Annotated in this window: 13 protein-coding genes; 5 read left to right on the top strand and 8 right to left on the bottom strand. The window is 64.2% G+C overall.

What is annotated here, in order from left to right; all coding sequences use genetic code 11:
* Positions 1-88: 88 nt before the first annotated feature.
* Positions 89-1,093, bottom strand: a complete 1,005-nt coding sequence (moaA, locus tag H9529_RS02880; protein WP_092891300.1) for a GTP 3',8-cyclase MoaA — start codon at positions 1,091-1,093, stop codon at positions 89-91.
* An 83-nt stretch (positions 1,094-1,176) separates the two neighbouring features.
* Between moaA and H9529_RS02875 the strand changes: the two genes are divergently transcribed.
* From H9529_RS02875 to H9529_RS02855, 5 genes are all read left to right on the top strand, one after another.
* Positions 1,177-1,683 (top strand): hypothetical protein, encoded by a 507-nt coding sequence (locus tag H9529_RS02875; protein ID WP_092891302.1) that lies wholly within the window; start codon positions 1,177-1,179, stop codon positions 1,681-1,683.
* 169 nt (positions 1,684-1,852) lie between these two features.
* Positions 1,853-2,515: a paraquat-inducible protein A gene (locus H9529_RS02870; protein WP_223814272.1), complete on the top strand. Its 663-nt coding sequence runs from the start codon at positions 1,853-1,855 to the stop codon at positions 2,513-2,515.
* Entirely contained in the window at positions 2,512-3,225 is a 714-nt protein-coding gene (locus H9529_RS02865) for a paraquat-inducible protein A (protein ID WP_092891306.1), read from the top strand. Before H9529_RS02870 ends, H9529_RS02865 begins: the two co-directional genes overlap by 4 nt.
* Positions 3,225-5,315 carry a PqiB family protein gene (locus H9529_RS02860; RefSeq protein WP_092891308.1) on the top strand — a complete coding sequence of 697 codons (2,091 nt, stop codon included), beginning with the start codon at positions 3,225-3,227 and terminating at the stop codon, positions 5,313-5,315. Before H9529_RS02865 ends, H9529_RS02860 begins: the two co-directional genes overlap by 1 nt.
* 12 nt (positions 5,316-5,327) lie before the next feature.
* The gene (locus tag H9529_RS02855; protein WP_176847222.1) at positions 5,328-5,891 is read left to right on the top strand and encodes a PqiC family protein; all 564 of its coding nucleotides are present in this window, start codon (positions 5,328-5,330) and stop codon (positions 5,889-5,891) included.
* A gap of 331 nt (positions 5,892-6,222) precedes the next feature.
* On the opposite strand, the gene H9529_RS02850 is transcribed toward H9529_RS02855, so the two are convergent.
* The 7 genes from H9529_RS02850 to H9529_RS02820 all read right to left on the bottom strand — a co-directional run bounded on the left by H9529_RS02850 (position 6,223) and on the right by H9529_RS02820 (position 13,824).
* Positions 6,223-6,921: an anti-sigma factor gene (locus H9529_RS02850; protein WP_092891312.1), complete on the bottom strand. Its 699-nt coding sequence runs from the start codon at positions 6,919-6,921 to the stop codon at positions 6,223-6,225.
* Positions 6,918-7,493 (bottom strand): sigma-70 family RNA polymerase sigma factor, encoded by a 576-nt coding sequence (locus tag H9529_RS02845; RefSeq protein ID WP_092891314.1) that lies wholly within the window; start codon positions 7,491-7,493, stop codon positions 6,918-6,920. The genes H9529_RS02850 and H9529_RS02845 overlap by 4 nt, the downstream gene beginning before the upstream one ends.
* 133 nt (positions 7,494-7,626) lie before the next feature.
* Positions 7,627-8,856 carry a saccharopine dehydrogenase family protein gene (locus H9529_RS02840; protein WP_092891316.1) on the bottom strand — a complete coding sequence of 410 codons (1,230 nt, stop codon included), beginning with the start codon at positions 8,854-8,856 and terminating at the stop codon, positions 7,627-7,629.
* 37 nt (positions 8,857-8,893) lie between these two features.
* Positions 8,894-9,988 carry a carboxynorspermidine decarboxylase gene (locus tag H9529_RS02835; RefSeq protein ID WP_092891448.1) on the bottom strand — a complete coding sequence of 365 codons (1,095 nt, stop codon included), beginning with the start codon at positions 9,986-9,988 and terminating at the stop codon, positions 8,894-8,896.
* Positions 9,989-10,193: 205 nt separating this feature from the next.
* On the bottom strand, positions 10,194-12,230 hold the full coding sequence (locus H9529_RS02830; RefSeq protein WP_092891318.1) for an ASKHA domain-containing protein: 2,037 nt from the start codon (positions 12,228-12,230) through the stop codon (positions 10,194-10,196).
* Positions 12,231-12,408: 178 nt separating this feature from the next.
* Complete coding sequence (locus H9529_RS02825) at positions 12,409-12,834, bottom strand: universal stress protein (RefSeq protein WP_092891320.1); 426 nt, start codon at positions 12,832-12,834, stop codon at positions 12,409-12,411.
* Between the two features lie 579 nt (positions 12,835-13,413).
* The gene (locus H9529_RS02820) at positions 13,414-13,824 is read right to left on the bottom strand and encodes a universal stress protein (RefSeq protein ID WP_092891322.1); all 411 of its coding nucleotides are present in this window, start codon (positions 13,822-13,824) and stop codon (positions 13,414-13,416) included.
* Positions 13,825-13,901 lie beyond the last annotated feature (77 nt).

Below are 13,901 nucleotides of genomic sequence, written 5' to 3'. Positions count from 1 at the left end.
GCGCCAATCCGCCCGGGATGACTGCGGGGCTTCACATTCCTGCAGTTCCGCAAGCCCGCAGGGCTTCACGACCCGTAACAGACAGATCTCAACCGCCCGTGTGGCTCATGTGCCGGGTCATCTGGCCGCTGATTCCTTGACGCGTATAGTCGAAATCATGCCCCTTCGGCTTGCGCGCAATCGCAGCGCGGATCGCGTCCACCAACGGACCATCTTCGGCACTGGCACGCAGCGGCGCGCGCAGGTCGGCCATGTCCTCCTGACCCAGGCACATGTACAGCTCCCCCGTGCAGGTCAGCCGCACACGGTTGCAGCTTTCACAGAAATTGTGCGTCAGCGGCGTGATAAAACCGACTTTCTGCCCGGTCTCGGCCAGTTGCACATATCGCGCCGGACCGCCGGTGCGTTCCGCCAGATCGACCAGCGTAAAGCGCTCTGCCAACCGTGCGCGCAGGTCGCGCAGCGGCCAGTACTGGTCCTGCCGGTCCTCGCCGCCCAGATCACCCATCGGCATCACCTCGATAAACGTCAGGTCCATCGCCCGTGCCGCGCACCAATCGGTCAGATGAAACAGCTCATCCTCATTGAAACCCTTCAGCGCCACGGCGTTGATCTTTACCCGCAGACCCGCAGTTTGCGCAGCGTCGATGCCGTCCAGCACCTGCGCCAAGCGTCCCCAGCGCGTGATGCGCGCGAATTTCGCATCATCCAGCGTGTCGAGCGAGACATTCACCCGCCGCACCCCGCACGCGTAAAGATCGCGCGCGTATTTCCGCAATTGCGAGCCATTGGTGGTCAGCGTCAGTTCGCGCAGCGCTCCCCGATCCAGATGCCGGGTCATTGCGTCAAAAAAGCGCATGATGTCGCGGCGCACCAAAGGTTCGCCGCCGGTGATGCGCAGCTTTTCCACCCCGAGCCCGATGAAGGCCGAACACATCCGGTCCAGTTCTTCCAGCGTCAGCAGTTCCTTCTTTGGCAAGAAGGTCATGTTTTCTGCCATGCAATAGGCACAGCGAAAATCGCAGCGATCCGTCACCGAGACGCGCAAATAGCTGATGGGTCGGGCAAATGGATCGATCAGGGGGGTATGCATGCGATGCAAGCTAGGCATCAATTCCCCGACAGGCAAGGGCGAAGCGCGTTGCAGTCGCGCGCAGTCTTGCCTAATGTGACACCATGAAAACAGTTTTTTATGCCCCGTTTCTGCTGGTTGGGTTGGTTTCGGCATGTGGTGACAGCGCGCGCCCTGCGTTTTTACAGCGTGACGGCGGGCCGCAGGTTGCCGTGGCGACCCCGGGCGCCGATACGCCGCGCCCGCAGGGCCGCCCGGGTGCCGCCCCCCGCCCCCCGGAAGGCGCCCGCACCGCCGAGGCGTTTGACACCACCACAGCCGCGCAACGCGCCGAGGCCGTGCAGGCCGCGCCGACCAGTGGCACAGCGTTGGGCGAGACCGTTGCATCGCTGGGCAATCCAGCCGAACCGGGCTTCTGGCTGCGCACCGGGCTGGTGCAGTCAGTCACCCAGGGCCGCGTGGCGCGGGCCGACGGCGGTGCTGGGGTGACGGTAGAGCTGCGCCCCTCGGGCAATCCGGCGGGCGGGGGCAGCCAGTTGTCGCTGGCCGCGTTCCGCGCGCTGAATCTGTCGCTTACCGATCTGCACCGCGTCGAAGTATCGGCACAATGACCGCGCTCGCCCCCTTGAGAATACGCGGGCACTTGATCGCCCACCGCTCCTTGATTGCCGACGCGCCCGTGCCGTCGCCGCGCGCCCTGCGCGCGGCCAGCGGCCCGGTGCCATTTGGCGTGCCTTCAGTTTGATGTCTGCCGCTTCCCCCCCAACCGCAGCGCAGACAGTGCCTGTTGCGACCGTGGCGCGTGATCTGGACGACCTGATCGCCTGCCCGCATTGCGACACGCTGCACCGGGTGACGCCGCTGGCGCCGGGCGAACAGGCGCGGTGCAGCCAGTGCGGCCACCGCCTGATTGCGCCGCGCCGCGATGCCTTCTTGCAGGTCATCGCCATGGGCATCACCGTGGCCATCTTGATGCTGGGCGCCCTTTTTCACCCCTTCATCGCCATCTCGGTTTCCGGCATGACGCGGCGCACGTCGGTGTTTGACGCGGCGCTCAGTTTTTCCAGCGGGGTGCTGTTGCCGCTGACAGTGCTGACCGTCGCCTTCATCATCTTGATCCCGGTGATGCGCGCGGCGGCGCTGGTATATGTGTTGGTGCCGTTGGTGCGCGACCGGCCCGCCGCGCGCTATGCCAAGCCGATGCTGCGCTTTGCCGAGTTTCTGCACCCCTGGTCGATGGCCGAGATTTTCATCATCAGCGTCGCCGTGGCGCTGGTAAAGGTGGCGGGGCTGGCCATGGTCACCTTCGGCCCGGCGTTCTACACCTTCGTCGCGCTCGTCATCGTGGTCGCTGTGCAAGATCTCTTCATGTGCAACTTCAGCATATGGCAGGCGCTGGAACGGTCAGAATCGTCGGACGATAGCCGCAGGGCAACCGCATGAGCGGCCCCGCCCACCGCTCCGGCACCTACTCGACAGCGCGCGCCGCCGGTCTGGTTGGCTGCCGCACCTGCGGCAAGGTCTCTCCCCGGGGCACGACGCTGTGCCCACGGTGCGAAAGCCCGCTGAAAAGCCGCGACCATTCTTCAGTACAGACGGCGCTGGCGTGGATGGCGGCAGGAATTATCGCCTATTTCCCGGCGAACATCTACCCAATGCTGCTGACCACCACCCTGACCGATGCCCAGCAAAGCACCATTGTCGGCGGCGCGATCGAGCTGATCCGCTACGGCGAAATCCCTGTGGCACTGATCGTGCTGATCGCATCGGTCGCGATCCCGGTGGGCAAGTTCATCGCCATCGGCTTTCTCGCCTATGCGGTAAAACGGCCCGGCACGCTGTCGGGCCACCGGTTGCAACACCTCTACGATATGGTGGAGTTCATCGGCCGATGGTCGATGATCGACGTGTTCGTCGTGGCGATTTTATCGGCATTGGTGCAATTGGGGCTGGTCGCCTCGATCAATCCCGGGCCTGCGGCGGTTGCCTTTGCCCTGTCGGTGATCTTTACCATGCTTTCAGCGCGCTCGTTTGATTCGCGGCTGATCTGGGATGCGGTCAACGCGACACCGGACGGCCCCGCGCCCCCTCCCGGACACCAAACCGGCCCAGATATCGACCCCGGCACCGCCCGGCACATGAAGGACCGTTGATGAGCGATACCCAAGATCCTGCCCCCCTCGATATCCGGCCCGCCAAACGCCCGCTGCGCGAACGTTTTTCGCTGGTCTGGGCGGTGCCGGTGCTGGCGCTGATCGTGTCGCTGGGCGTCGCGTTCAAGGCATATACCGACCGGGGTCAGCTGATCGAGATCGCCTTTCCAGATGCGGCGGGCATTGTCGCGGGCCAGACGCCGCTGCGGTTTCGGGAGGTCGCTGTGGGTATGGTGGAAACCGTGCGCTTTTCCGATGATCTGACCGAGGTCATCGTAGGTGTGCGCGTCGACAACGACGTGGCCCCTCTGATCGGCGAAGAGGCACAGTTCTGGCTGGTCCAGCCCGAGGTGTCGGCGCGCGGAATCTCGCGCCTCGATACTGTTCTGTCAGGCTCTTTCATCGAAGGGCTGTGGGATGCGGAGATCGGCGAGCGCCAGCCGCTTTACCGCGCGCTGGACCGTGCGCCGGTCGCGCGCTTTGTCGGTGGTGGCAGCGTGGTGCAATTGCGCACCGCAGATGCCGGCGGCGTAAGCGAAGGCGCGCCGGTGCTGTTCCGGGGTCTGGAAGTGGGCGAGCTCTTCAACCTGCGCCTTGACCCCGCAGGTACGGGCGCATTGATCGACGCCTTCATCCGCGCACCCTACGACGCACGCCTGACCAGCGGCACGCGCTTTTGGGACATTTCGGGCTTCAGCGTGTCGGTCGGCGGGTCGGGCCTGTCACTCGACGTGCGCTCCATCGCGTCGCTTATTACTGGCGGGGTCGAATTTTCCGACATCATCTCGGGCGGGGTGCCAGTAGAAGCTGGGCAGCAATACCGGCTTTTCGATGATGAAGCGGCGGCACGCGATGCCATCTTGCTGGACGATGCCGACAATTTCGTCCCCGTTTCGCTGTTGGTCGACGGGTCGGTGCAGGGGTTGGAGGTCGGCGCGGATGTGACCTATCGCGGCCTGCGCGTGGGCCGGGTCAATGATTTTGCCGTGGTGGTGCAAAGCGGCGTACGTGGATCGCGCGAGGTGCGGCTTCAGTTGAACATGACGCTGCAACCGGCCCGGCTGGGCCTGCGCGCCGACACCAGCTATGCCGAAACGCTGGGTTTCTTGCAAGAACGCGTGGGCCTGGGGATGCGTGGGCGCATCGCCTCTACCGGGCTGTTCGGCACCACGCTGGAGGTGCAGCTGATCGAATTCGATGACATCGAACCCGGCGTGATCGACTTCCGCCACGAACCCTTCCCGCTGCTGCCCGCCGCCCCGTCCGAGATCATAGATGCAGGTGCCACCGCCGAAGGGTTGCTGACCCGGGTCGGTAACCTGCCCATTGAAGAGCTGATGCAATCCGCCATCCGACTGCTGAACGCGGGCACCGATCTTGTGGGCCGCGACAGCACGCAACAGGTACCCGAACGGCTGGTTTCGGTTCTCGACAGCGTGGCGCTGCTGGTGGCGTCGGAAGATGTGCAGGCGATCCCGGCAGATGCCCGCGCGGCCCTGCGCGAATTCGCCAGCATTCTGGAAGAATTCCGCGATGCGGGCCTGCCAGACCAGATCAGCATATTGGTCGATGACACCGCCAGCGCGATCCGCGCCGTCGATCTGGCTGCGGAATCCGTGCCGCCGCTGCTGCAAGAGCTGGAAGAACTGGCGCGCGGTGTCCGCACCCTGCCATTGGACGCACTGGCGCGCCGCGCCGATGAACTGCTGCTCACACTCGACGGGCTGTTCGGGTCCGAGGAGACCGCCGCCCTGCCCGGCGCGCTGACCGACACGCTGGTAGAGCTGCGCCAGTCGCTGACCGAATTGCGCGACGGGGGGGCGGTGGAAAGCCTCAACCTCGCGCTTGGCTCGGCGCGCGATGCCGCCGATGCCGTGGCAGACAGCGCCGCGCAACTGCCCGCGCTGCTGCAACGCCTTGATACCGTGGTGCAAAGCGTCGATGGCGCGGTGGCCACCTATGGCGCGCGGTCGGCCTTCAACGAGGAAACCGTGGCCGCCCTGCGCGAGATCCGTCGCGCCGCCGCCGCCGCAGGCTCGCTGGCGCGCACCCTTGAACGCAACCCAAATTCGCTCATCCTGGGCAGATAGGACCCCGTTTTGTTGAACCGTCGTTTTCCCCTGATCCTATCCGCAGTGCTGGCGCTGGCCGCTTGTTCCGACGCCCAGGACGTGGCGCGCTACCTGATCGAGCCACCGGTCAGCGGGCAGACCGTGCCCAACCGCATCGGCACGACCGAACTGCGCGAGGTGCGGTTGCCCGATTATGCGGCGGGTCAGGAGATTGCACTTCAGGCTGAAGACGGCACCCTGCGCGCCGGGCCGTCAAACATCTGGGCCGACGATCCTGTGCTGGGCATCACCACGACACTGGCGCGCCAGATCACCGCCGTCAGCGGCGCTACTGTGATCGTCGAACCCTGGCCGCTGCAAGACCTGCCGCCGCGTCGGCTGGAAGTGCGCATCGACCGCATGGTCGCGCGCAACGATGGCCGCTACCGCCTGAGCGGGCAGTATTTCCTGGTTCCGGTATCGGGCAGCGGCAGCGATATCGTGCGCCGCTTCGACATCACGGTGCCAATGGCCGCCCAGGAATACGGCGCCATCGCTGACGCCAGTGCGCGCGCGCTCGACACGCTGGCGCGTCAGATCGCGCAGTTGCAGTAGACCCTGCCATCGCATGGGCATCGCCGGAGCAGCGCGCCGTGCCTGGAAGCCAAACAGCGCCACCCGGGCAAGGCCGCCCGGGCGTTCGGGTTACCGGGATCTCAGGGGTATAGGGCCAATCCGGTCATGAAAAGATCAGGCGCGCGCTTGCTGTGGCAGGGCATCGCTTCAACCCAGCTGCGCGCCATACCCCAAATCACACTTGGCCAAATTTACCGGAGCAAAGTCGCACAGATAAAACTGCTCTGGTAGATTGTCGCGGGCCGACACCACATGGGGCCAGATCACGCCGACCCCAACAGCAGACCTGCCCCGACATCAGACACAAAAATCAGACAGGCGACAGCGCCGCCGCAGCAAGCACCGGCCCGGTGGGCGCGCCCGTGGTCGACCCGCCCTCAGGCTCCAGGCTGACGGCAAGGGTCCAGCCCTCGGCCACCTCGGCGCTCAGCCGCACCTGCGTGCCGCGTAACAGGCCCAAGGACACCGGCGCGCTGTCCGGCGCAATCGCCCAGACCTCGTAATCCTGTCCCGGCCCGGCATCACTGCCCGAAACCCGCGTGAGCGACAGCGTGCCGCCGCCCCACGCGGCGCTCAGCGCCAGTTCCCCGGTTTCGGCCTGCAATTCGGCTGCCAGCGTTGCTTGTTGGGTCACGAACGGAGACCCGGGGTCGCGCGGCTGGCTGATGCTGACAATCGCCACGGCCAGCACCACGATGACCAACCCCAGCGCCGCACCACGCCAGAACGCCCAGCGTCGCGGAAGTGCCACGGGGTTCTCGCGGCTGGCTTTCGGGAACAGCCGGCTCTCGATCTGGGGCATCAGGTCGGGGGCCTTGACGGGTTCATATTCCTCGTCCAGCGGACCCAACCGCGCCTGCCAGCCGGTGACGCGCGCGGCCAATTGCGGCTCATTGCGCAGTCGCTTTTCCACCGCCAGCCGGTCAGGCAGATCCAGCACGCCCAGCACATATTCTGCGGCAAGCATCTCATCATCTTCGTTATGGGGCAGATCAATGCGGTCGGTCATTGGTCAAGACACTCCCGCAGTTGCAGCAGGCTGCGGCGCAACCAGGAGCGCATGGTGTTGAGCGGCACGTTGAAGCGTTCGGACAGGTCCTGATAGGAAAGCCCTTCGAGGTAGGCGCCCTTTACGGCGGCGGACTTCTCCCGCTCCAGCGTGCCGAAACACTCCACCACCCGCTGCATGTCGCCGCGCGTGGCCAGCATCGCCTCGACCCCTGGGGTCGGATCTGCAAGCATATCCACAGGATCGACCGTATCACCATCATCGCGCGTTCTGCGCTGCGCCTCGGGCTTGCGCGTGCGCAGCCGGTCTATCGCGTGATTGCGCGCAATTGTGATCAACCAGCCCATGCCGCCGCCTTTATCCGGGTCAAACTTGTGGGCATTCAGCCATATGCGCGTAAAAACTTCTTGTAGCGCATCTTCGGCTTCAGCCCTGTTCCCAAGCATACGCACCAGCACCCCCAGAAGTTTCGAGGCGCTGGCAGAATAAAGCGTGCGGAACGCCGAGCGGTCCTGCAGGGCAATTTTGGCCAGCAGCGGCCCGGAAGGGTCAGAGGGGGGCTGAAACGTCACAACGTACTACCTGTCTTGCGCCTATCCGAAGATATTGCAGAACCTTGAAAAGTCAAAGGAAAAGGCCGCTGGGCAGCATCATCTCGCTTGCATCGCGGCACAGGGATCAACCTTTGCGCAATCAAAATGCCCATCACTCATCCCAGGCACGATCCCCGCGCTCATCGCGCAACCGTGTGGGCAGGCCCATGCCATCGAGCAGCCGCAAGAAGGGTTTGGGGTCCAGTTCTTCGACATTGACCATTGTGCCAGTGTCCCAGGTGCCGTCCGCGATCAGCAGCGCGGCAGCCACCGGCGGCACGCCCGCAGTGTAGCTGATGCCCTGGCTGCCGACCTCGGCAAAAGCCTCGCGATGGTCGGCGACGTTGTAGATGAACACCTCGGCCCCGGCGGCATTGCGCACCTGCGTGCCGATGCAGGTCTTGCCCTCATAATCGGGGGCCAGCGACGCGGGGTCGGGCAATACGGCCTTCACCACTTTCAGTGGCACCACTTCCAGCCCTTCAGCCGTTTTCACCGGCTGTTCGGACAAAAGACCAAGGTTTTTCAGTACAGTAAAGACGTTGATGTAATGATCGCCAAAGCCCATCCAGAACCGCACATCGGCATTGGGGTAATGGGTGGCAAGGCTGTGCACCTCATCATGGCCAGTCATATAGGCCTTTTGTTCTCCCACGACCGGCAGATCCCAGACCTTGCCGACCTCGAACATTTTGTTGGTCTGCCACGCGCCGTCCTGCCAGCTGTAGACCGTGCCGGTAAATTCGCGAAAGTTGATCTCTGGGTCAAAGTTGGTGGCGAACCAGCGGCCGTGGCTGCCTGCGTTGATGTCCACGATGTCGATCGACACCGGGTCGGGCACATGATCGGCGATTGCCAGCTTCGCATAAGCGTTCACCACGCCCGGATCGAACCCGATGCCCAGGATCGCAGTAACGCCCGCCCTGGCGCAGGCATCGCGGCGCTGCCATTCGTAATTGCCATACCAGGGCGGCGTCTCGCAGATCTTTTCGGGGTCTTCATGGATCGCGGTATCCATATAGGCCGCGCCTGTCTCAATACATGCGGCCAATACCGACATGTTCACGAACGGGCTGCCCACGTTGATGACGATCTGCGCACCGGTTTCGCGGATCAGGGCGGACACGGCGGGCGTGTCCATCGCATCGAGCGCGTGCGCGGACAACGCTCCGCCGCCCTTCAGGCTGCCCTTTTCATGGATGGACGCGATGATCTCATCACATTTGGCCTTTGTGCGGCTGGCAATGTGAATATCGCCCAGGGCTGGTGCATGCTGCGCGCATTTATGCGCCGTCACCTGTGCGACACCCCCGGCCCCGATGATCAAGACATTGCGTTTCATGTGATGCAGTCCCTTTTCGTTTATTGCTCAGAATGGCTCAGGAAAGCGCGCTGACGAATTCATCATAGCCGAATTGCCGCACCAACCGCACCGAACCGTCGAGTTCCCGAACCGCGATACCGGGCATCTGTACGCCGTTGAACCAGTTTTTCTTCACCATTGTATAGCCCGCCGCGTCCTGAATGGACACCCGGTCGCCCGGTTGCAGCGGCGCCTCGAACCGGAATTCACCGAAAATATCCCCTGCAAGGCAGGATTTTCCGCACACCATCCATGCGTGATCGCCAGTATCGGGACTGACGCGGGCGGGCTCCCGGTAGATCAGCAGGTCGAGCATATGCGCCTCGATCGAGCTGTCGACGATGGCAAGGTTCTTGCCGTTGAACAGCGTGTCCAGCACCGTCAGTTCCAGCGTGGTGGACCGGGTAATCGCCGCCTCGCCGGGTTCCAGATAGACCTGCACCTCATTCTCACCGGCGAAGCGCTTTAGCCGTTCGGCCAGCCGGTCCAGCGGATACCCCTCGCCGGTGAAATGAATGCCACCGCCCAGGCTGATCCACTGCATTTGCCGGATCAGCGGGCCGAAACGGTCTTCGATATGGTTCAACATCGCGTCGAAACGGTCGAAATCGGCGTTTTCACAGTTGTTATGGAACATGAAGCCGCTCACCCGCTCCAACGCCTTTGCCACCACCGCGGGGTCGCTTTCGCCCAGGCGTGAAAACGGGCGCGCCGGGTCGGCCAGATCGAATTCCGAGGTGCTGACGCCCGGGTTCACCCGCAGCCCGCGTGCGTGGCCTGCGGTAGCGGCATCGAAGCGGTCCAACTGGCCCAGGGTGTTGAAGATCACCTTGTCGGAATTGGCGACGACCTGCGGCATCTCGGCCTCGGACCATGCCACCGAATAGGCATGCGTCTCGCCGCCGAACTTGTCGCGGCCCAACTGCATCTCGAACAGCGAGGAACTGGTGGTGCCGTCCATATACTCCGCCATGAAGTCGAACACCGACCATGTGGCAAAGCACTTCAGCGCCAGCAGTGATTTCGCGCCAGAGTTTTCGCGCAGCCAGGCGATCTTCTCCATATTCGGCAGGAGGCGGGATTTATCAATGAGGTAATAGGGGGTCTGGATCATCGCTGGCCCTTCCAAGGCAAACAGGGGGTCAGTGTGCCGGGCAAGCCGCCGCCCGGCGATCTGGTCTGGGCGCGGGCTTACCGAAGCGCTGCCGCAGGATCAACACACAATTCAATGACGTGGATAAGCGACATCTGGGTAAGCGACATCTGGGCCAGCGCCACAGGTGCATAGGGCACAGGCGGTTGGTGCGCGGGCCGCATCACGCCCGCCGCCTGCGCCGTCCGCCCCCCGTGCCATCGCCCCCGGTGTTGAAGCTGACATTAGGTAACGTCACGATCCGCGACAATTCGGGGAACGGGTCCACCGCATGGGGCAGCGCATTGGCCGCGACGAAATGTTCCTGAAACCGTGGCTCAATCGCGGTTTCCACCTTGTGGATATTGCCCACAGTAACCTCGATCCCTGCCCGCGCCGCGATGTTGCACAGGGCAATCCGCGCGCCGGTGCCTGCGGCGTTGCCAGCGCTCGTCACCTGATCCAGATGCGCATCGGGGATCATGCCCAGCACCATTGCATGTTTGGGGCTGATATGCGCCCCAAACGCGCCCGCCAGCACCACGCGATCCACCTTGTCCACGCCCATTTCATCCATCAACAGCCGCGCGCCCGCATAAAGCGCCGATTTTGCCAGTTGGATCGCGCGGATGTCGCCCTGTGTCACGGTGATGCGCGGTCCGCCGGTGTCGCTTGCATCATGGATCACATAGACATGCGTGCGCCCTTCGGGCTGCAAGCGTTCGGTGCCCGCCTGCGAAGCCGAGCCGATCAGGCCCGACGCATCGACCAACCCCGCCATGCGCATTTCGGCAACCGCCTCGATGATGCCTGACCCGCAGATGCCGGTGATCCCGCTTGCCTTGGTGGCGGCGCCAAACCCGTCCTCATCGGACCACAGGTCACAGCCGATCACGCGGAAACGCGGCTCCTTGGTGACCGGGTCAATGCGGATCGCCTCGATCGCGCCGGGTGCCGCGCGCTGACCGCTGGAGATCTGCGCGCCCTCGAACGCGGGGCCAGTGGGCGAGGAACATGCCAGCACGCGCGTTTTATTGCCCAGCAAGATCTCGGCATTGGTGCCCACATCGACCACGAGGACCAGGTCATCCGACAGTTCCGGCGCCTCGGAAAGGGCCACGGCAGCAGCATCCGCGCCCACATGCCCCGCGATACACGGCAGCATGTAAAGCCGCGCCTGCGCATTGATCGCGACCAGATCCACCTCGGACGCGCGCAGGTTCATAGCCCCCGACGTGACCAGCGCAAATGGCGCCTGACCCAGTTCCACCGGATCGATCCCCAGGAACAGGTGGTGCATTACCGGGTTGCAGACCACCACAGCCTCGACCATGGCGCGGGGGTCGATCCCTTCGGCCCGCGCAATATCGGCGATCAGCGTGTTCATGCCTTCGCGGACCACGCGCGTCATCTCGATATCGCCGCCGGGGTTCATCATGACATAGCTGACCCGGCTCATCAGATCCTCGCCAAAGCGGATCTGCGGGTTCATGATCCCGCCTGACGCACGCACCGCCCCGGTGCGCAGGTCACACAGATGCGCGGCGATGGTGGTCGATCCAAGGTCGATCGCCAGCCCGAACAGCCCGCCATCATAAAGCCCCGGCCAGATGTCGACCGCCACGGGCCGCGCGATGCCATGCCCCTGATGCACCGCGACGGTGACACCCCATTTGCCCTTGCGCAACGCAGGTTGCAGCGCGCGCAACACATCCAGCCCTGCATCCACCGGGCCGATACCCCATTGGTCGGCCAGCGCCGCGTTCAACCGCTCAAAATCGCCCGAGGGTTCGTGCATGTCCGGTTCCGCCACCTGCACGAAGAACAGCCGCGTCGCGGGATCCATGACGATATCGCGCGCGGTCACATCCTTGCGCACAACCTGCCGGTGCACCTGGCTTTCGGCAGGCACGTCGATGACCACATCGCCCTGAATGCGCGCCTGGCAGCCCAGCCGCCGCCCATCCAGCAGGCCCCGCTTGTCCTTGTAGCGTTGCTCGACACTGTTCCATTCGGTCAAGGCATCGGGCGATACGGTCACGCCGTGCTTGGTAAACGCGCCGACGCCGGGGCTGACCTGGCATTTGGAACAGATGCCGCGTCCACCGCAGACCGAATCCAGATCGACCCCCAGTTGCCGCGCAGCCGTCAGTACCGGCGTTCCATGGGCAAACCGCCCCCGCTTGCCCGAGGGCGTGAAGATCACCAGCGCATCCGACATTGCCAACCGTCCCGTTCCGTTATGCGTACAGCGGCTACATAAGCCAGACCGGGCCGGATGGCACGGGTGCTGCGACAGTTTTTAGCGGAATTTCCGCAAGCGCCCGGCCAAGCGGCTGGGGATCGCCCCACCCTGCCCCACCCGCGGCGGCGTCATGACGCGCCCGGATGCAACGCCCTCAATCGCGTTTGCGCGCGATATGCACCGAACAATGCGCGTGCCGAACCACCCGGGTGGCGGTAGAACCGATGAAGTAATCCTTCAGACCGGGGCTGTGCGAGGCGATCATGATGATGTCGGCCTTCGACTCTTTCGCGGATTCCAGAATCCCCACCGACGGCATGCCAGAGCGCATGTCGATGCGAACGTCCTTGCCCCGCGCCACGGTAGCCAGCGATTCAAGCTGCGTCATCGCCGAACGCCGGTGCCCGCTGAGTTGTTCCTTCGACACGCTGGCCGCGATATAGGCAGGCAGTTCGTCCATCACATGCACCAGCGTGATCTGCCCGCCGGGGTTGAGCATCTTGGCCGCCTTTTCGATCAACCCGCGACTGGTCGCGCCCTTGTTGAACAGGGCAACGGCGACGACAATGGCATCATACATAAACTTTTCTCCTTTCGGGGCGCTTGGCTGGACTGCTTGCCACGCGCCTCGCACCAGATAATTCCGCGACCCTGCGCATCGCGCAGACGCAACCTGCGCGGCAACCCGCACAGCCCGCGCGCTGTCACTTTGTCAGGGCCAGCGCAAAAAAGCAAACCCGGGCCGGGTTTACGGGCCGGGTTTCGTGTGTCGGCGGTCTGGGTTTAGCCTTGGCGAAGGACGGCGCGGCAGCGCCGGGCCATTGTGCCGGCGCTTTATCGCCTTTGCGCGGTCTTGCCTGTCCGCCGGGGGCCGAGGGGCGCCAGACCTGTCTGGACGGGCATTACGCTCACCGCATGCCCCAACGAGGGTCCGGGGATTGCCCCGGCCCCTTGACGCCCGGACGCTGGCGGCGGCCCGTGCGGGTTGGAGTGATCGCGTTCTGGTATGGGCCTTGCGGGCGGGGAAAAGCACTGCTTTTCCTGATCCGCCCGGGCCGGGTCGTGGTGCCGGGCCCGATTGGAACGCTTTCCCTGCGGGGCCGCGTTCCGGGCACTTTTTAACACCCTGTCAGGCGCTACCTCGGGCTATGGGTCCGCCTCAGCGGCTGGTCAGCACCGAGCATTGCGCGTGGCGCACCACCCGCGCGGCGGTCGAGCCGATGAAGTAATCGCTCAACCCCGGACGGTGCGAGGCGATCATGATCAGATCCGCGCCGCTTTCCTGAGCCGCCTCGAGGATCTGGTTCGATGCCGAGCCGTGGCGCACCTCGATCTCTACATGCTGATCCAACCCATGGGCCAGGTCGCGCAGCTCCACCCGCGCTTCGGCCAGACGACGCTCACCGATGTCGCGCGGCAATTCGGCCACGACATAGGCGGGCACGTCTTCCAGCGCATGTACCAGCCGCACCTCACCGCCCGCATCCAAGAGCGCCAGCGCCCGGGTCAGCAGGGCTTTGCCCTGTTCGATCTGCGTCAAATCCACTGCGACGATGATCCGCGTATACATGGGATGTTCCCTCCTGTTGCCGGTTCGTGATGACGCTTTTGTAAGCGGCCGCGCGGATGTGCGCGTTGATCTGGGTC

Source organism: Roseicitreum antarcticum (assembly GCF_014681765.1).
Taxonomy (GTDB): Bacteria; Pseudomonadota; Alphaproteobacteria; order Rhodobacterales; family Rhodobacteraceae; genus Roseicitreum; species Roseicitreum antarcticum.
Note: the sequence above shows the minus strand (reverse complement) of the source record. Positions and strands in the feature narration are given on the sequence as shown.